At 69.0% G+C, this 17,505-nt stretch carries 16 protein-coding genes; 5 read left to right on the forward strand and 11 right to left on the reverse strand.

Going from position 1 to position 17,505, the window contains the following annotated elements:
- Positions 1 to 112 precede the first annotated feature (112 nt).
- Positions 113 to 754 carry a DsbA family protein gene (locus FQU85_RS02780; RefSeq protein ID WP_145844026.1) on the forward strand — a complete coding sequence of 214 codons (642 nt, stop codon included), beginning with the start codon at positions 113 to 115 and terminating at the stop codon, positions 752 to 754.
- Between the two features lie 2 nt (positions 755 to 756).
- Here FQU85_RS02780 and FQU85_RS02785 read toward each other — a convergent pair whose 3' ends face one another.
- From FQU85_RS02785 to FQU85_RS02795, 3 genes are all read right to left on the reverse strand, one after another.
- Positions 757 to 1,104, reverse strand: coding sequence for a co-chaperone YbbN (locus FQU85_RS02785; RefSeq protein WP_145844027.1), 348 nt, complete (start codon positions 1,102 to 1,104; stop codon positions 757 to 759).
- 176 nt (positions 1,105 to 1,280) lie between these two features.
- The gene (locus FQU85_RS02790; protein WP_145844028.1) at positions 1,281 to 1,487 is read right to left on the reverse strand and encodes a cold-shock protein; all 207 of its coding nucleotides are present in this window, start codon (positions 1,485 to 1,487) and stop codon (positions 1,281 to 1,283) included.
- A gap of 120 nt (positions 1,488 to 1,607) precedes the next feature.
- Positions 1,608 to 2,369 (reverse strand): NAD+ synthase, encoded by a 762-nt coding sequence (locus FQU85_RS02795; protein ID WP_145844029.1) that lies wholly within the window; start codon positions 2,367 to 2,369, stop codon positions 1,608 to 1,610.
- Between the two features lie 91 nt (positions 2,370 to 2,460).
- On the opposite strand from FQU85_RS02795, the gene mutS reads away from it, so the two are divergent.
- On the forward strand, positions 2,461 to 5,025 hold the full coding sequence (gene mutS, locus FQU85_RS02800; protein WP_145844030.1) for a DNA mismatch repair protein MutS: 2,565 nt from the start codon (positions 2,461 to 2,463) through the stop codon (positions 5,023 to 5,025).
- On the opposite strand, the gene nucS is transcribed toward mutS, so the two are convergent.
- Positions 5,022 to 5,723 (reverse strand): endonuclease NucS, encoded by a 702-nt coding sequence (nucS, locus tag FQU85_RS02805; protein WP_145844031.1) that lies wholly within the window; start codon positions 5,721 to 5,723, stop codon positions 5,022 to 5,024. The genes mutS and nucS overlap by 4 nt on opposite strands.
- A gap of 81 nt (positions 5,724 to 5,804) precedes the next feature.
- Here nucS and FQU85_RS02810 point away from each other — a divergent pair, with 81 nt between their 5' ends.
- Genes FQU85_RS02810 through FQU85_RS02820 form a run of 3 tightly spaced genes read left to right on the forward strand, consistent with a single transcriptional unit; the run spans position 5,805 to position 9,074 of the window.
- Complete coding sequence (locus FQU85_RS02810) at positions 5,805 to 6,611, forward strand: alpha/beta fold hydrolase (RefSeq protein WP_145844032.1); 807 nt, start codon at positions 5,805 to 5,807, stop codon at positions 6,609 to 6,611.
- Positions 6,612 to 6,643: 32 nt separating this feature from the next.
- Positions 6,644 to 7,639, forward strand: coding sequence for an AIR synthase family protein (locus tag FQU85_RS02815; protein ID WP_145844033.1), 996 nt, complete (start codon positions 6,644 to 6,646; stop codon positions 7,637 to 7,639).
- A gap of 49 nt (positions 7,640 to 7,688) precedes the next feature.
- Positions 7,689 to 9,074: an NAD(P)/FAD-dependent oxidoreductase gene (locus tag FQU85_RS02820; protein ID WP_145844034.1), complete on the forward strand. Its 1,386-nt coding sequence runs from the start codon at positions 7,689 to 7,691 to the stop codon at positions 9,072 to 9,074.
- A 116-nt stretch (positions 9,075 to 9,190) separates the two neighbouring features.
- Here the strand turns inward: FQU85_RS02820 and FQU85_RS02825 are convergent, their stop codons facing one another.
- Genes FQU85_RS02825 through FQU85_RS02855 form a run of 7 tightly spaced genes read right to left on the reverse strand, consistent with a single transcriptional unit; the run spans position 9,191 to position 17,437 of the window.
- Positions 9,191 to 10,006 (reverse strand): molybdopterin-synthase adenylyltransferase MoeB, encoded by an 816-nt coding sequence (locus FQU85_RS02825; RefSeq protein ID WP_145844035.1) that lies wholly within the window; start codon positions 10,004 to 10,006, stop codon positions 9,191 to 9,193.
- 30 nt (positions 10,007 to 10,036) lie between these two features.
- Positions 10,037 to 11,017, reverse strand: coding sequence for a PLP-dependent cysteine synthase family protein (locus FQU85_RS02830; RefSeq protein ID WP_145844036.1), 981 nt, complete (start codon positions 11,015 to 11,017; stop codon positions 10,037 to 10,039).
- A gap of 25 nt (positions 11,018 to 11,042) precedes the next feature.
- Positions 11,043 to 14,111 (reverse strand): FAD-binding and (Fe-S)-binding domain-containing protein, encoded by a 3,069-nt coding sequence (locus tag FQU85_RS02835; RefSeq protein WP_145844037.1) that lies wholly within the window; start codon positions 14,109 to 14,111, stop codon positions 11,043 to 11,045.
- A 52-nt stretch (positions 14,112 to 14,163) separates the two neighbouring features.
- Positions 14,164 to 15,393 (reverse strand): CaiB/BaiF CoA-transferase family protein, encoded by a 1,230-nt coding sequence (locus FQU85_RS02840; protein ID WP_145844038.1) that lies wholly within the window; start codon positions 15,391 to 15,393, stop codon positions 14,164 to 14,166.
- A 38-nt stretch (positions 15,394 to 15,431) separates the two neighbouring features.
- Positions 15,432 to 16,256, reverse strand: a complete 825-nt coding sequence (locus FQU85_RS02845) for a fumarylacetoacetate hydrolase family protein (RefSeq protein ID WP_145844039.1) — start codon at positions 16,254 to 16,256, stop codon at positions 15,432 to 15,434.
- Positions 16,253 to 16,597, reverse strand: a complete 345-nt coding sequence (locus FQU85_RS02850; protein ID WP_145844040.1) for a cupin domain-containing protein — start codon at positions 16,595 to 16,597, stop codon at positions 16,253 to 16,255. Before FQU85_RS02850 ends, FQU85_RS02845 begins: the two co-directional genes overlap by 4 nt.
- Before the next feature lie 48 nt (positions 16,598 to 16,645).
- Positions 16,646 to 17,437, reverse strand: a complete 792-nt coding sequence (locus FQU85_RS02855; protein ID WP_145844041.1) for an SDR family oxidoreductase — start codon at positions 17,435 to 17,437, stop codon at positions 16,646 to 16,648.
- Between the last annotated feature and the right edge of the window lie 68 nt (positions 17,438 to 17,505).

Here is a 17,505-nt window from a genome sequence, read left to right on the forward strand (position 1 = left end):
TCGTGTCCTCACGCTTGCAACTCGTTTCGCTTAAACGTTTTGTGGTGATGGAGGTTCCAGAGTCGCGTGCCGCCACCGCGTTCCTTTTCGGCCACCGGAGAGTACGCTGGGTATGAGCGACATCGTTCCCGAGGACACCCTCGCGGTGTACTCCGACTTCGTCTGCCCGTTCTGCTACCTCGGCCGCGCGAGCCTCCAGGCGTACCTCGACCGATCCGACGACCCGCCCGCGGTCGACTGGCGCTTCTTCGATCTCCGCGGGTACAAGCGCGGGCCCGACGGCGACATCGACGACAGCGTCGAGGACGGGAAGGACGAGGACTACTTCGCGAACGTGAAGGACAACGTCGAACGCCTCAAAGAGGAGTACGGCGCCGACGAGATGCTCGGCCTCGACGACGTCCCGGACGTGGACTCCTGGGACGCCCAGCAGGCCGCGCTCTACGTGAAGCAATCGTACGACGACGAGACCTTCCAGGAGTTCTACAACGCGCTCTTCGACACGCACTGGGTGGACGGCCGCCCCATCGACGACCCCGACGTGCTCGCTGACGTGGCGGCGTCCGTCGGCGTGGACGGCGACGAAATCCGGGACGCCATCACCGACGAAACGCTCGAAGCCGAACTCGAAGACCGGTTCGAGGACGCGACCGACGTCGGCATCACCGGCATCCCCACGTTCGTCTACGGCGAGCACGCCGCCCGCGGCTCCGTCCCCCCCGAGCAGCTCGAGCGCCTCGTCAGCGGCCGCTAGGATTACTCGACGCGCTCCGCGGAACTGTTCTCGGTGACGAACTCCACGACCGCTTGGGTCCCCTGAAACCCCTCGGCCAACCGCCCGACTACCTCACCGTTTTCGAAGAGGAGGAGCGTCGGGACGCTCCGAATATCGTACTCGTCGACGAGGTCGAGGTCGGTCTGGGGGTTGCACATCGCGACGGTCGCGGTGGTGGCGCGCGCGACGTTCCCGACGATTGGCTCGATGGACTGACAGAGCGTACAGCCCTTCGTGTAGAAGTCCACGAGCACCACATCGTCGGACTCGGTGAGGGCGTCGAGGTCGTCGCGTGTGTCCAGTTGGCGAGGTTTCTCGGTGAGACTCATACTACGACTTGGGCGCGGACGGGCTTAGGCGACGCGCCCGCGGAACCCCGCACCGGCGTCGGAACGCACGGCCACTCCGTTCGAGAGGAGTGTGACGTGTGGGGAGCGCGTCCGCTGGCGGCTGAAAAATACGGAAAATCGAAGTTAGTGTCTGTCGCTGTACGCGACGGGAAGTGTTACTGCCGAACGACGTTCGCCGCGCGCGGGCCCTTGGGGGAGGACTCGATGTCGAATTCGACATCCGTCCCTTCCGTGAGGTCTTCGCCGCCGACGTCTTCCATGTGGAAGAACACGTCTTCGTCGTCGTCGAGGTCGCCGTCGTCAGTCGAGATGAAACCGTAGCCGCCTGTGTCGTTGAAGAATTCAACGGTACCGTTTGCCATTACAATCAAATACAGGGCCGCCCCCGGGATAACACTTCCGAGGGTCAAGGTACCACGACCCGCTTCGAGACGTTCGTCCACTCGGTCGGATGCGGGACGCGAGCCGAACGGCTTCGACCTCTAGAGGCCGGGCGTCGGCGGCCGCCGGCGCTTGTGTTCGGTGGACTCGTGGAGGGAGACGAAGCGCTCCACGAGACCGCGGTCGATACCCGTGTCGGCGACGATTTCCGACACAGTGAGTCCGTGGTCGAGATATCGGCGGAGCACGGCGTCGATGGTCTCGTAGGACGCGCCGAGTTCCCCTTCGTCGGTCTGGCCCTCCCAGAGCTCCGCGGTCGGCTGTTTGTCCACGAATTTCTCGGGGAGGTCGAGGAACTCGGCGAACTCGTACAGTTCGGTCTTGTAGAGGTCGCCGAAGGGAGCCACGTCGACCGCGCCGTCGCCGTACTTCGTGACGTACCCGAGTTCGTACTCGGAGCGGTTGTCCGCGCCGAGCACGAGATAGTCGTGGGCGTTCGCGGCCTCGTAGCAGTACGTCATGCGGACGCGGGCGCGGACGTTCCCGACCGTCGTCTCGTCGAAGTCGCCGGGGAGGCCCTCGCGGATGGACGCGACCGCCGGCCGGATGTCGTCCTCCGCGTATGGAATGGAGCGCGACTCGCAGAGCTCGCGGGCGTCACGCATGTTCGCCTCGGAACTCGGCGCACCCGGCAGAACGAGGCCGAGGACGTTCTCGGGGCCGACGGCGTCCGCGGCGACCCGCGCGCCGAGCGCGGAGTCAAGGCCGCCGCTGACGCCGAGCACGTAGCCGTCCGCGTCCGCGGCGTCCAGTCGCTCGCGGAGGAACTCGTGGATGCGGGCTTCGACTCGCGCGTAATCCATACCGGCATGCTGGGCGGGGCGGCCCGTAAGTCTGGGGTGGAATCGGGGGAGTGCGACGACTATTTCCGGCAGAACCCCCTGAATCTGGGGTATGACTGAGGCGCTCGGCGCTCCCGAGAAGATGGCGGAGCGCCGCGAGGAACTGACGCCGATGCTCTCTCAGTACCTCGACCTCTGCGAGCGCTACGACGACGCGCTCGTCCTCTTCCAGGTCGGGGACTTCTACGAGACGTTCTGCGAGGCCGCGGAGGAGGCCGCTCGCGTCCTCGAAATCACGCTCACCGCCCGCGAGGACTCCACGGGCACCTATCCGATGGCGGGCATCCCCATCGACAACGCGGAACCCTACATCGAGACACTCCTGGAGTCCGGCTATCGCGTGGCGGTCGCCGACCAGGTGGAGGACGCGGACGCGACGAACAGCCTGGTCGACCGCGCCGTCACCCGCATCGTCACCCCCGGAACCGTCACCGAGGACGAACTCCTCGGCGGGGACGAGAACAACTTCGTCGCCGCGCTCACCGGAGGGGAATCCTACGGGCTCGCCTTCCTCGACGTGTCCACGGGCGACTTCGTCGCGACGAGCGCTGAGTCCCGCCAGCAGATCCGGGACGAACTCGGGCGGTTTGCGCCCGCGGAGGCCGTGGTGGAGCCGGGCGTGGACGCCGAGTTGTTCGGCGCGGACTGCATGGTGACGCGGTTCCGCGAGGACGCGTTCGACGCCGACCGCGCGCGCGAGAAGCTCGATACGTACTTCGGCGCGCCCGAGCGACGGCTCGCGGGCGACAGCGAGATTCGGGCGTGCGGCGCGCTCCTCGCGTACGCGGAGTACACGCGCGCCGGCCAACAGGACACCCTGGAGTACCTGAACCACCTGACGCGCTACGACCCCCGCGACTACATGGTCTTGGACGCGGTCGCGCTGCGGAGCCTCGAACTGTTCGAACCGCGGAGCGTGCACGGCCGCGAGGGCACGACGCTGGTGGACGTGCTGGACGAGACCTCCTGTGCGCTCGGCCGGCGGAAACTCACTGACTGGCTCCGCCGCCCGCTCGTCGATACGGACAGAATCGACGCCCGGTTGGACGGCGTGGCGGAGCTCCGCGGCGACCTCCGGACGCGCGAGGAACTCGCGGAGGCCCTGCGGGACGTGTACGACATCGAACGCCTGATTTCGCGGGTGTCACGGGGGCGCGCGAACGCCCGCGACCTCCGCTCGCTGAAGACGACGCTCGACGTGATTCCGGATCTCCGCGAGTTGCTCGCGGACGCCGACTCCGGGAAGCTCCGCGACCTCCGCGCGCGCCTCCAAGACCTCTCGGACGTGCGCGAGGAAATCGGGAGCGCCGTCGTGGACGACCCGCCCCAGGAACTCACGGAGGGCGGCGTCATCCGGGACGGCTACGACGAGACGCTGGACGGCCTCCGTGAGACGGAGCGCGAGGGCAAGCAGTGGATTCGAGACCTCGAAGCCGCGGAGAAAGAGCGGACGGGCGTGGAGTCGCTGAAGGTCGGGCACAATAACGTGCACGGCTACTACATCGAGGTGACGAAGGCGAACACCGAGCACGTCCCGAAGAACTACGAGCGCCGCCAGACCCTGAAGAACTCCGAGCGGTACGTGACGCCCGAACTCAAGCAGCGAGAGGACGAGATCGTGCGCGCCGAGGGACGGGCGGACGACCGCGAGTACGAACTGTTCGTCGAAGTCCGGGAGTCCGTCGCGGCCGAGGCGGAGCGCGTGCAGGACGTGGCGGCGGCGGTCGCGGAACTCGACGCGCTCTGTTCGCTCGCGACCGTCGCGGCGGAGTACGACTACTCGCGCCCCGAGATGCGGGCGGCGGGCGCGCCCGTCGACATCGAGGGCGGCCGGCACCCGGTCGTGGAGCGCACCGAGGACGGGTTCGTGCCGAACGGCGTCCACCTCGGCGGCGACGAGCGCATCGCCGTTATCACCGGCCCGAACATGAGCGGGAAGTCCACGTACATGCGGCAGGTCGCCCTAATCTGCGTGCTCGCGCAGGTCGGGAGTTTCGTTCCCGCGGAGTCCGCGGAGCTCGGCGTGCTGAACCGGATCTTCACGCGGGTGGGCGCGAGCGACGACATCGCGGGCGGCCGCTCGACGTTCATGGTGGAGATGACGGAGCTCGCGGACATCCTCCGGGACGCCGACGACGGGTCGCTCGTCCTCCTCGACGAAGTCGGGCGGGGGACGAGCACGGCTGACGGCCTCGCCATCGCGCGCGCCATCACCGAGTACGTGCACGACGAGACCGACGCGAAGACGCTGTTCGCGACCCACCACCACGAACTCACCGACCTCGCGGACGACCTCGGGGAGGCGGTGAACCTCCACTTCCCCGCGACGCAGGAGGGCGAAGATGTGGCGTTCCGACACGACGTGGCGTACGGCGCGGCGACCGCCTCCTACGGCATCGAGGTGGCGAAGGCCGCGGGCGTCCCCGAGGACGTGGTGCGGCGGGCGCGCGAACTCGTCGAGCGCGAACGCGAGCGGAACGCGGTCGAGGGCGCGCAGGAGGCCGACGGCGGGAGCGCGCCGAGCGACATCGAGGACGCGCTCCGGGACGTGGACTTGGCGCAGACGACGCCGCTCGAAGCGATGACCGTCCTGCAGGAACTCAAGCAGCGGCTCTAGGGGGTGAGCGGAACGAAGTCGTGACCGGCCTCCGCGAGGAGGTTGCGGGCGCGGTCGGTGACGGAGGGCGCGACGAGCACGCCGCGGACGTCCGCGTCGGCGTGGAGGTCGCTGCGGAGTGCGTCGACGTACCGGTCGAGTTGGCTGGCGGCGTCGGGGCCGACCCGGCGGCGCTTCAGTTCCACGACCACGCGAGTGCCGTCCGCGTCTTCGCCGTAGACGTCGACGGAGCCGGCGGCGGTGTCGCGTTCGGTCGCGAGCGGGCGGAAGCCCTCGGAAATCAGGTCGGGGTCGGCGAGCACGCGTTCGCGGAGGTCGTCCTCGGTGCCGGAGACTTCGGCGTCCGCGTCGTCCAGCGGGAGGAGCGAGACGTGAGAAACGTGGGTGAATCTGCAGTCGAGCGTTTCGCCGTCGCGCTCGCCGCGCAGGTGGAGTTCGTCGTTTTCGACGGAGACGGAGAGGGCCGCGCCGGGCGCGAGCCAGTTCACGGGCTGATGGCCGGTGGCGGCGTGCGCGAGCAGGGTGCCGTCCGGCTTGCGGAGGACGTGCCGGCGGCCGGTCGGGAGCGTGCTCGTGGCGCGGCCGTCGTAGGCGAGTTCGCACGCGCCGTACAGCGCGACGGCGCGGTCGTCCGCGTCCCGGAGGGCGTCGGCGGCCGCTGCGGGCGTCGGGTCGGCGAGGAACGCCGCGTCGGTCATAGCCACGCGTTCGGGTGGCGCGCTCTTACGCTGTTCGACCGACCACCCACCTATATACATCATACTCATTAAGGAATTGGTATGTCACGTGATGGCGCACCACTGTACACGCATCGGGCGGAAACCGTCTCGACCGACCGCGGAACCGGGGACGCCGTCGTGTTCGCGCATGGAACCCTGATGGACCGCACGATGTTCGCACCCCAACTGGACGCGTTCGCGGGCGACTACCGGACTGTCGCGTTCGACCTCCGCGCGCGAACCGACCGGTACGCGGACGACTACGACCTCGACGACCTCGTCGCCGACACCGAACGCTTCCTGGACGCGAAGGATATCGGCTCCTGCGTCCTCGCCGGCATGTCCATGGGCGGGTTCATGGGGTTGAAATTCGCGCTCGAACACCCCGACCGCCTCGACGGGCTCGTTCTCATCGACTCGATGGCGAAACCGCACCCGCCCGAAGACCGCGAACGCCACCGTCAGACCGTGGACGCGCTCGAAGGACTCTCCACGGTTCCGGCGGAAGCCGCGCGCCCCGTCACGCACGAACTGTTCGGGGAGACGACGCGCGAGGAACGCACCGGCCTCGTGGACGACTGGGTGGCGCGCTGGACGACGTACCCCGGGGACGCCGTCACGGGCGAAGTGTACTCGTGGCTCGGCCGCGACGACCTCCGCGAACGCGTCAGCGACATCGATGTCCCCGTGCTCGCGGTGCACGGCGAGGAGGACGCCACCCTCGACATCGAGGACGCCCGCGAGTCCTATCGGGGAATCCCCGACCTGACGTTCGAACCCATCCCTGAAGCTGGGCATTCCTCGAACTGCGAGCACCCCGACGCGGTGAACGCCGCGCTCGGCGACTTCCTCGACCGCGTCTACTGAGGGTTCTTAACCCCGGGCGCGCTCGAATCGGTATGAACCACGGGAAGGCGAGCCGCGAGTTCTTCGACGCGCACGTCGCGCCGAACCTCGGCGCGGACCGCGACGACGTGCTACTCGGCCCGACGCACGGCGCCGACTTCGGCGTCGTCGACCTCGGTGACCGCGTGCTCGCGCTCGCGAGCGACCCCCTGTTCGTGCTCTCCGACCTCGGCGTGCGGGACGCGGCGTGGTTCGCGTTCCACATCGCCGTCTCCGACGTGGCACTCTCCGGCCTCCCGCCCACTCACCTCGCGCTCGACTGGAACCTTCCAGTGGACGCCGACCCCGGTTTCGTCGGCGAGGTGTTCTCCGTGTTCGACGCGGAGGCCCGCGACCTCGGAACGAGCATCGTCACCGGTCACACCGGCGCGTACGAGGGCTGTTCGTTTCCGACGGTCGGCGGCGCGACGGCGCTCGCGCTCGGCGACCGCGACAGCCTCGTCCGCCCGACGGGCGCGACCCCCGGCGACCGCGTCGTCGTCACCAAGGGGCCCGCTGTCGAGACTGTCGGCGTCATCGCGAGCGTGTTCGGGGACAAACTCGACCTCCCGGCCGAGACCGTCGACGCTGCACGCGACCGACTCCGGGACGCCTCGCCCGTTCGGGACGCGCTGACGGCGGCGGCGACGGGCGAGGTGACGGCGATGCACGACGCGACGGAGCGCGGCCTCGCAAACGGTCTGCACGAACTCGCGGCCGCGAGCGGTGTCGGCGTCGACATCGAACGCGCGAACGTCCCGACCTCGCCAGGTGTGCGCGAGGTCTGCGAGTTCCTGGGTATCGAACCGTGGACGGCGTCGAGTTCAGGCACGGTCGTGCTCGCGGCACGCGACAGCGCTCCCGTCGTGGATGCGCTCGCCGACGAGGGAATCCCCGCAGCCGACGTGGGGCGCGTGACCGAGTCGGGCGTCCACGCGGACAGCAGTCCGCTTCCCGAGCCCGAGGCGGACCCGTTCTGGCCGGCGTACGCCGACCTCCGGGATGCGTGAGAACCGCTGCGGGCCGAACGCCTAACTTCGCGGCCGTCATCCCTCCGGTATGCCCCACGTAGTCGTCATCGGTGCGTACGGGAGCGCCGGCGTCGCGGCGGCGGAGACGCTCGCGGACTCCGGCTTCGAGGTGACACTGGTCGACGACGGCGACCCCGGCGGCGGCCTCTGCATCCTCCGCGGGTGTATGCCGTCGAAGGAACTGCTCTCCGCCGCGGAGCACGCGCATCAGGCGCGCCACGACCACCGCATCGAGGGCGCGGACGCGCTCTCGGTCGATCTCGCGGACACCGTCGAGACGAAGAACGACCGCGTGCTCGGGTTCGCGGAGCACCGCCGGAACGCCGTGCACGACCTCGCTGAGCGCGAGAACGTCACGTTCGTCCACGACACCGCGCGAATCGTCGGCGAGCACGAGGTCGAAGTCGGCGGCGACACAGTCGAGGCGGACTACGTCGTCGTCGCCACCGGTTCGAACCTGAACGTCCCCGCCGTCCCCGGTATCGAGGACGTGGACTGGATGGGGAGCCGGGACGTGCTCGACGCGACCGCGTTCCCGGACTCCGGAGTGGTGATGGGGTTCGGGTACGTCGGTATCGAACTCGTCCCCTATCTCACCGAGGTCGCGGGAATGGACATCACGGTCATCGAGCACGACGTGCGACCGCTCGACCGCGCGGACGACCGAATCGGCGACGAACTCCTCAAGATGTACAGAGAAGAGTTCGACGTGACGGTGGAGACGGGCGTGATGGAGACCGCGGTTGAGGAGCGCGACCACGGCGTGCGGTTGTTTCTCGACGACGGCAGTCACGTAGACGCCGACCAGTTGTTCTGCTTCACGGGCCGTGAACCCGCGGTGGACGGCGTCGGCCTGGAGAGCGTGAACGTCGATGCGACGGGCGAGTGGGTGGCGGACACGATGCAGTCGCGGGACGCGCCGTGGGTGTTCGCGGCCGGGGACGTGCTCGGCGAGCGCATGATACTCCATATGGCGAAAGAAGAGGGGCGCCTCGCCGGCGAGAACGTTTTGCGGCATCACGCGGGCGAGCCGCTTGCGTCGTACGACCCGATTCCGCACTACGTGATGTTCGCGGGCGCGGGCGTCTACCCGTACGCGTCCGTCGGATACACCGTCGAGGAGGCCGAATCCCGGGGACACGAGGACGTGGTGACCGTCTCGCGGGAGGCGAGCAGCGACGGCATCTTCACGTCGAAACAGGTGCCGTGGGGGTGGGCGAAGCTCGTCGTCGCCGCGGATGGAACCGTGCTCGGCTATCACGGCCTCCACCACCACGCGGACGTGATGGCGAAGACGCTCCAGGTCGTCGTGGAGAACGAGAGTGACGTGCGCGACCTCCCCGATCGCGCGTACCACCCGACGACGCCCGAAATTCTGGACGGGCTGTTCCGGGACGCGAAGTCACAGCTGTAGGCGCTCTGGGGCGTTCAGGCGACGCGTCCGCGTCCGTGCGCGGCGCGCCGCCGTTCCGAAGTAGCCCGCGCACGGCCCGAGTCAGGGCACACCGGCCGCTGGCCGCGGCTCCCTACTTAAACCCTGCAGCCGTCGGCGTACTCGACTTCGCGCACGCTCTCGATTTCGGGGTCGTCGCCGCAGACGGGACAGTCGGGGTCTTTCTCGAACTCGAGCTCATCGAAGGTGGTGTCGGCGGCGTCGTAGAAGAGGAGACGGCCGTCGAGGAGATCGCCGTGGTCGAGCAGGCTCTTGACGGCTTCCGTGGCCTGAATGCACCCGACGGTTCCGGGGAGAACGCCCAGGACGCCCGCGGTCGCGCAGTCCGGTATCATTCCCTCGGGTGGAGCTTCGGGGAACAGACAGCGATAGCAGGGTGAGTGCTCGGTCGTGCCGAACGTGACGATCTGCCCCTCGAAGCGGTAGATAGCGCCGTGGCTGAACGGGACGCCTTCGAGTTTGCAGGCGTCGTTCACGAGGTATCTGGTAGCGAAGTTGTCCGAGCAGTCGACCACGAAATCCCTGTCGGCGACGAGGTCGTGAGCGTTCTCCGTGTCGAGCCGCGTGTGATGGGTTTCGACCGAGATGTCGGGGTTCAGTGAGGCGACGTAGTCGCGGGCGCTCTCGACCTTCGGCGTGCCGATGTCGCTGTCCGCGTGAATCACTTGGCGCTGGAGGTTCGAGCGCTCGACGGCGTCGTCGTCCGCGATGGCGAGGTGGCCGACGCCGGCGGCGGCGAGGTACTGGATCACGGGCGCGCCCAGGCCGCCCGCGCCGACCACGAGGACGTTCGCGTCGAGGAGCTGTTGCTGTCCCTCGGGACCCACGTCGTCCATGATGATGTGGCGTGAGTACCGGTCGAGTTGGGTCGGGTCGAGATCGAGGGCGCTCATACCCGGGTTTGTTGACGAATGACCTAACGACTATCGGTGGCAGAGCCGCCCCCAGGGCGGAAGCGTCCGGTAGCGGTCGCCGCGGTCGGGGAGGGGGACGACGACGGTGTCGGCCGGCGTGAAGCGCCCGCGGCGGTCGAGTTCGTGGACGGCGGCGACGGCTCCGCCGGCGGACGCGCCGACGAGGAAGTCGCCGTCCACGCGGAGGCGCTCGCGCACCAGGGAGTCGTCGTACTGGCCGGTGTCGCGGATGTCGAGGGATTGGTCGGCGTAGCGGCCGCGGAGGCGGTGGGCGTGCGCGTACGCCGCGCGCGTGGAGACGTCGAGTCGGTCGTCGAGCACGGACTCGTCGTAGACGGCGGGCGTCTCGAACCGGCGTCCGCGCACGTATTTCAGGCCGTCGATAGCGTGGTAGGGTTTCCGGGGTTCGTACCCGATGATTTCGACGCCGTCGGGCGCGAGCGCGCGGCCGACGCCGGTGACGGTGCCACCCGACCCGACGCCGGCGACGAAGTGCGTCACCTCGCCGTCGGTCTGCGCGCGGAGTTCGGGGCCGGTGCCGGTCTCGTGCGCGCGGGGGTTCGCGGGGTTCGCGTACTGGTCGGGTCGATAGTAGCCATCAGCGTCGAGCAGCCGGTCAGCCTCGTCGAGCATCCCCTCGTAGGTGTCCGCGAGGTGGACGGTGCCGCCCGCCTCCCGGATGGCGTCGAGTTTGGTTCGGCTCGTCCCCTCGTAGCTCACGATTTCCACGTCGTACCCCCGGTTGCCGCCGACGCGGGCGAGCGCGAGGCCGGTGTTTCCACTAGATGGTTCGAGAATCGTCCGGTCGCCGATTTCGCCCCGGGACTCGGCGGCGTCGAGCATCGACACGGCGATGCGGGACTTCACGCTCCCGCCGCCGTAGGGCTGGTCGTGGAAGTTCAGCCACTCGGCCTTCCCGTACACGGTGGGCGTGACGTCGAGGTCGAGGGCGACGAGCGGCGTGTCGCCGACCGCGGACTCCGCGCTCATACGTGTGGCTGGGTGCGCGGGGAGATTAAGCGTCGGGGCCGAGCGCGTCCGCGAGCGCCTCGACGGGCGTCCGGGGGTCGTCGGGGGCGTCGGGGAGGTCGTGGAGTTGGGTGCGGCAGGACGCGCCGGGCGCGACGACCTCGTCCACGTCGGTCGCGGACACTTGGTCTTCGAGGAGTTCGCCGATGGCCATGCTCATCGAGTGGTGTTCGGCCTCGTAGCCGAAGCTGCCGGCCATCCCGCAGCAGCCGGAGTCGAGGGCGTTCACGCGGTAGCCGGCGCGGCGGAGCACGCCGACGGCGTGGTGGTCTTTCTTCGTGGATTTCTGGTGGCAGTGACCGTGGTAGGCGAGGCTGCCGTCGCCCGCGAGGTCGAGTTCCTCGTCGAGTCGGTGGCGGTCGAGGTATTCGAGGACGCCGTAGGCGTGGTCGCTCACGCGCTCCATCGCGGGGCCGTCAAGGAGATCGCGGTAGTCGGACTGGAGCATGACGGCGTCCGACGGTTCGACGAGCACGACGTCCTTCCCGTCGTCGACGGCGGGCGCGAGTTCCGCGACGGTGGCTTCGGCGCGCTCCCGGGAGCGGTCAAGGAAGCCCTTCGAGAAGGCGGGCCGTCCCACGTCGGTGCGGTCGGCGACGGAGACGTGGACGCCCGCCGCTTCGAGGACGCGGACGGCGGCTTTCGCGGGGGCGGGCGTGCAGTAGTTCGAGTACGTGTCCGCCACCAGGACGACCGCGTGGTCGGCGTCGGTTTCGGGGACTCGACTGCCGCCGCGCGCGTCGAACCAGTCCCGGAAGGTCTCCCGCGTGAAGGAGGGGAGCGTGCGCGATTTGGAGATGCCGAGGACGCGTTCGCCGAGTTCGCGCGCGCCCGGGAGTTTCGTCGCGAGGTTCGAGACGGGCGCGGTCGCGCTCCCGAGCTTGCAGAGCGCGTCGATGTCCGCGAACAGTTTCGAGCGGACGCTCGCCCCCTCGCGCTGGTGGTGTTCGTGCGTGAGTTCGGCCTTCATCTTCGCCATGTCCACCTCGCTCGGGCAGTCGCGCGAGCAGCCCTTGCAGCCGATGCAGAGGTCGAGGACTTCCGTGACGAACTCCTCTGAGAACTGTTCGTCCTCGGGGAGGTCGCCGCTCATCGCCTGCCGGAGGAGGTTCGCGCGCCCCCGGGTCGCCTGTATCTCCTCGTCGGCGGCGCGGTACGTCGGGCACATCACGCCGCCGGTGGTGTCCTGGCTGCCGCGACAGCCGCCGCAGCCGTGGCAGAGATCCGCCATCCCCTGGAAGCCGTTCTCGTTCGCCCAGGAGAGCGTCGGCTCGAAGCCCGCGTCGAACTCGTAGTCCGCGCCGTACCGGAGGTTCTCCGTCATCGACACGGCGGTCGCGCGCTCGGGGAGACCGGCTGACTCGGCGCTCGCGGGGTCGTCGAACCCACATACCTGGCCGGGGTTGAGCAGCCAGTCGGGGTCGAACGCGGACTTGAGGTCGCGGAACGCGCGCCAGAGGCGGTCGCCGTACAGTTTCTTGTTCCACTGGGTGCGCGCGCGGCCGTCGCCGTGCTCGCCGGAGACGCTGCCGCCGTACTCGACGACGAGGTCGGTGACGGCGTCCGAGATGGACTGCATCGTCTCCGCGCCGTCGATGGCTTTCGTGTTGACGAGCGGGCGGACGTGCAGGACGCCGGGGCCGGCGTGCGCGTAGAAGGACGCGAACGTGTCGTGCGCTTCGAGCACGTCCTGGAAGTCCTGGACGTACTCGGGGAGGCGCTCGGGCGGAACGGCGCAGTCCTCGATGAACGAGATGTGTTTCTCGTCCGAAGTGCGGGAAAGCAGAATCGGCATCCCGGCCTTCCGCATCTTCCAGAACCGGCTTCGCTGTTCCTCGTCGTGGGCTTCCATCGCGCGCGTCGCGAACACGGGCGCGTCGGCGGTCGCGCGGTCGTCGCTCGCGTCGAACTCGGTGTCGGTGCCGGGCGCGCGGTCGGCGACGACGTCGGCGACCTGCTGTTTTCCGTGGTCGTCGCTGTCGGCGTAGAACTCCACGAGCAACGCGGAGCCCGTGCCTTCGGGGAGCATCCCGACCACGTCCGCGAACTCCTCGGTGTCGGCGGCGAGGTCGAGCAGCACGTCGTCGACGAGTTCGACGGCAGCGGGGTCGTGTTCGAGCATCGGCGCGACGTCCGAGACGGCGTCCACGAGGTCGTCGTACGCGAACAGCGCGACGGCCTTCGTCTCCGGCACGGGTTCGAGCGAGACGGTCGCCTCCGTGATGACGCCCAGGGTTCCCTCGCTGCCCGCCAGGAGGGCGGCGACGTTCACGACGCCGCCGTCCGGGTCGGCGTCCCGGAACGCGTAGTCGAGGTTGTACCCGGAGACGTTCCGCTTCATATCCGGGTACCGGGCGTCGATTTCCTCGCTGTCCTCGTCGAGGATGCGCTCGAGTTCGGCGTAGATTTGGGCTTCGCGGTCGCCGTCGGGGTCGGCGCGCTCGCGGAGTTCCTCCACGGACACCTGGCCGAACGTGGTTCGCGTGCCGTCCGCGAGCACGACCTCCAGAGACTCGACGTACGCGTCCGTCTTCCCGTAGACGAGCGAGTGCGACCCCGAGGAGTTGTTCCCGATGGCGCCGCCGAGCGCGGACTTATCGCCCCACGCGGGGTCGGGCGCGAACTTCAGGCCGTGCTCGGCGAGCCGGGCGTTGAGGTCGCCGAGTTTGATTCCGGGCTGTGCGGTCACCAGGCGGTCGTCGGGCGAGACCGACCGCGCGGAGTCCATGTACCGCGAGAAGTCGAGGACGACGGCCTCGTTCACGGTCTGACCGGCGAGGCTGGTGCCGCCGCCGCGGGGGAGGACGGGCACGTCGTGGTCGGCGCAGTAGGAGACGGTCGCCTCCACGTCCGCCGTGCGCTGGGGGAAGACGACGCCGATGGGAGTGACTTCGTACGCGCTCGCGTCGGTCGCGTACAGCTGGCGAGTGTAGGTGTCGAAGCGCACGTCGCCGTCGACGACGCGGGAGAGCGCGTCCACGAGGTCGGGGCGCTCCACGTCCTCGCTCGCGTAGTCGTACGCCGCCCGGGAGTCGGCGGCGGGGTCGATTGCCATACGCCATCATTGCACGCCGGGGGGTGTAAAGCCGGACGGTCGCGGCAGGCGGTCAGTCGAACGCGCCGGCGTCCCGGAGTTCCGCGAGTTCGGCCTCAGTGAACCCGTACTCCGCGAGCACGTCGTCGGTGTGTTCGCCGAGGCGGGGCGGGTACTGGCGGATGCTCGTGGGCGTGCGGGAGAAGTGCATCGGGCTGCCCGGCATCTCGACCTCGCCCGCGGTCGGGTGCGGCACCGACTGATGCATCCCGCGGGCCTCGACCTGAGGGTTCTCGAAGACGGCTTCCATGTCCTTCACGTCGCTCGCGGGCACGTCGTGCTCGCGGAGGGTTTCGAGGGCGTCCGCGGTTTCGAGCGCCGCGAACTCCTCGTCGAGGATTGCGTCGAGTTCCTCGCGGTTCTCGACGCGGTCGGCGTTCTCCGCGAACCGGGGGTCGTCCGCGAGGTCGGAGCGCCCGATGGCGTCGCAGAAGCGCGGCCAGATGTGTTCGCTCGCGCACGCGACGACCACGTAGCCGTCCGCGGTCTCGAACGCCTGGTACGGCGCGATGGTCGGGTGCTTGGAGCCCATGCGGCCGGGGGACTCGCCGGTCGCGAAGTAGTTCGACGCCATGTAGGACATCCACGCGACCTGCCCGTCGAGCAGGCTCACGTCTATCTTCTGCCCGGTTCCGTCCCCGAGTTCGCGCTCCAGGAGCGCCGCGAGGATGGCCTGCGCGGCGTACATTCCCGCGCCGATGTCCGCGATGGCGACGCCGACCCGGACGGGCGCGCCGCCCTCCTCGCCCGTGATGGACATCATCCCGCCCTCCGCCTGCATCATGATGTCGTAGGCGGGCCGGTCTTTCTGCGGCCCCCACTCGCCGTACCCGGACAGCCCGCAGTAGACGAGTTCGGGGTTGTCCTCGCGGAGATCCTCGTAGCCGAGCTCCCAGTCCTCCATCGCGCCGACGCGGAAGTTCTCCACCACCACGTCCGCCTCGGCGGCGAGGTCGCGGAACACCTCGCGGCCCGCCTCGCTCTGGAGGTCGAGCGTGACGGAGCGCTTGTTCCGGTTCACGCTCATGTAGTACGCGGACTCCTCCGCGTCGCCGTACCGCGGCGGGTGCCAGCCCCGGGTCTGGTCGCCCGTCCCCGGGCGCTCTATCTTCACGACGTCAGCGCCGAGGTCGCCGAGTTGCATCGTGCAGAACGGTCCGACGAGCACGCGGGACGCGTCGAGCACGGTCACGCCGTCCAGCGGGCCGTTCTCGCCGCTCGCGTGTTCTGCTTCGCCAGTCATACGCGGGGGAAGGAGGGACGGAACGAAGAAGGTGTGGATTACTGGCGGACGACGTCGGTTTCGAGGTGGGCGATGGGGTCGACCTCGGCGCGCGCGGTGTCGCCGTCCTCGATGACGCCCGCACCCGGGGTGCCCGTGCTGATGACGTCGCCGGGCTGGAACGTGGTGGACTGCGAGAGGTAGGTGAGGAGTTCGGGCGGCGTGAACAGCATCCCGTCGAGCGTGTTCTCCGAGACGACCTCGTCGTTCACGACGGTGCGGACGGCGACCTGATCGAAGAGCTCGGAGACGTCCTCGGGAACCGCGACGTAGGGGCCGGCGACGAGGAAGGTGTCGAAGGACTTGGCGCGCGTGAGGAAGCGCGGGTTGCGTTCGAGGATGTCCTCGGAGGTCATGTCGATGACGGGAACGAACCCGGCGACGACGCGCTCGAAGGCGTCTTCGGGGACGTTCGAGCACGTGCGGCCGAGCACGACGCCGAGTTCGGCTTCGGCGGTGACGCGGTCGGTAACGTCGGCGGGCGGGAGGCGGATCGGCGTGTCGGGACCGGCGGCGACCGACGGCGGCTTGATGAAGCTCGCGGGCTCCTCGGGGCGCACCTCGTCGAGGTCGTCGGCGTGGTCGGCGTAGTTCAGGCCGATACCCCAGAGTTTCCCGGGCTGGGCGAGCGGGAAGCCGAACGCGAGGTCGTCCGCGTCGACACGCTCGGCGGTTGCGTCCGCGGGATCCGGGAGGCCGTCGGGCGCCTGCGCGAGCGCGTCAGCGACGGTTTCGAGCGCGGGATCGGTCGCGTTCAGGGGGACGAAGCCGTCGTCGTCGCCGAGCAGGGGCGTGCCGTCCGCGGCGCGAGCGAGGTACTTCATTGGCGGTCCGTCCAGAAGTCGAAACTGCGGCCCGGCGCGAACACGTCGAGGCCGACGGCGCGCTCGTCGCCCGTGTTCTCCACGCGGTGTTCTTCCCAGGAGTCGAGGTGGACGGAGTCGTACTCGTCGAGGGTGACGGAGTCGTCCTCGGTGTAGATGGTGAGTTCGCCTTCGAGGCAGACGCAGACCTGTTCGTTCTCGTGGTCGTGCATCGGCGAACTGTGGCCCGCGGGCTTCTCGAACCACTCGAAGCTGAACGTGTCGCTGCCGGCGAGCGCTTTCCGCCCCCAGCCCTCGTCGGGCTCGTACGTCTCCGCGTCGTCGAAGTCGACTGGCTCCATGCGAGACCGAACCCGGGGCTGCGATAAGTAGATGACGGAACCCGTAACCTAGAGGTTCGAACTGCCCGCGCCGCCGTCGATCGGAACCGCGGTGCCGTTGATGTAGCCGGACTTCGGCGAGGAGAGGAAGGCGACGGTGTCGCCGAGTTCCATCGGGTCGCCGATGCGGCCGAGCGGGTTGGCCTTCCCGCGCTCTTCGAGGCCGTGTTCGTAGGAGTCGTACTCGCCGCGCTCGACGCCCTGCTCGATGAGCTCCTGGATGCGCGAGGTCTCGTGGGGGCCCGGGAGGACGGCGTTCGCGCGAACGTCTGGCGCGAGTTCCGTGGAGAGCGTCTTCTCGAGGCCGATGACGCTCATGCGGACGGAGTTCGAGAGGACGAGTGAGGGGATGGCTTCCTTCACGCTCCGGGACGTGATGTTGACGATTGTGCCGCCGTCGCCGGCCTGAAGGTGGTCTGCGGCTTCGCGGACGGTGCGGACGACGCTCATGACGAGGAGGTCGTAGGCGTCGTACCAGTCCTCGTCGGTGGTGTCGAGGAAGGGGCCGGACGGCGGGCCGCCGGCGGACGTGACGAGGTGATCCAGCCCGCCGAACTCGTCCACCGTCGTCTGCACGAGGTTCTCGATGTCCGCCTTCTCGGTGAGGTCGGCCTTCACGCCGACGACGTCGCCGGTCGCGACCTCCTCGACGGCCTCGACGCCGTCCGCGACGGATTCGTCGCTGCGGCCGTTCACGACGACGTTCGCGCCCTCGCGGGCGAGCGCCTTCGCGGAGGCCTGGCCGAGGCCGCTGCTGGATGCCGTTACGAGCGCCGCGTTCCCCTCGATGTCGAGGTTCATACGCACAGGATAGCCTCCCGGGACTTAGGTATTGAGGAGTCGCGCTCTCCCTGCCGGAAAACGATACA

It is taken from the genome of Salarchaeum sp. JOR-1 (assembly GCF_007833275.1).
Lineage (GTDB): Archaea > Halobacteriota > Halobacteria > Halobacteriales > Halobacteriaceae > Salarchaeum.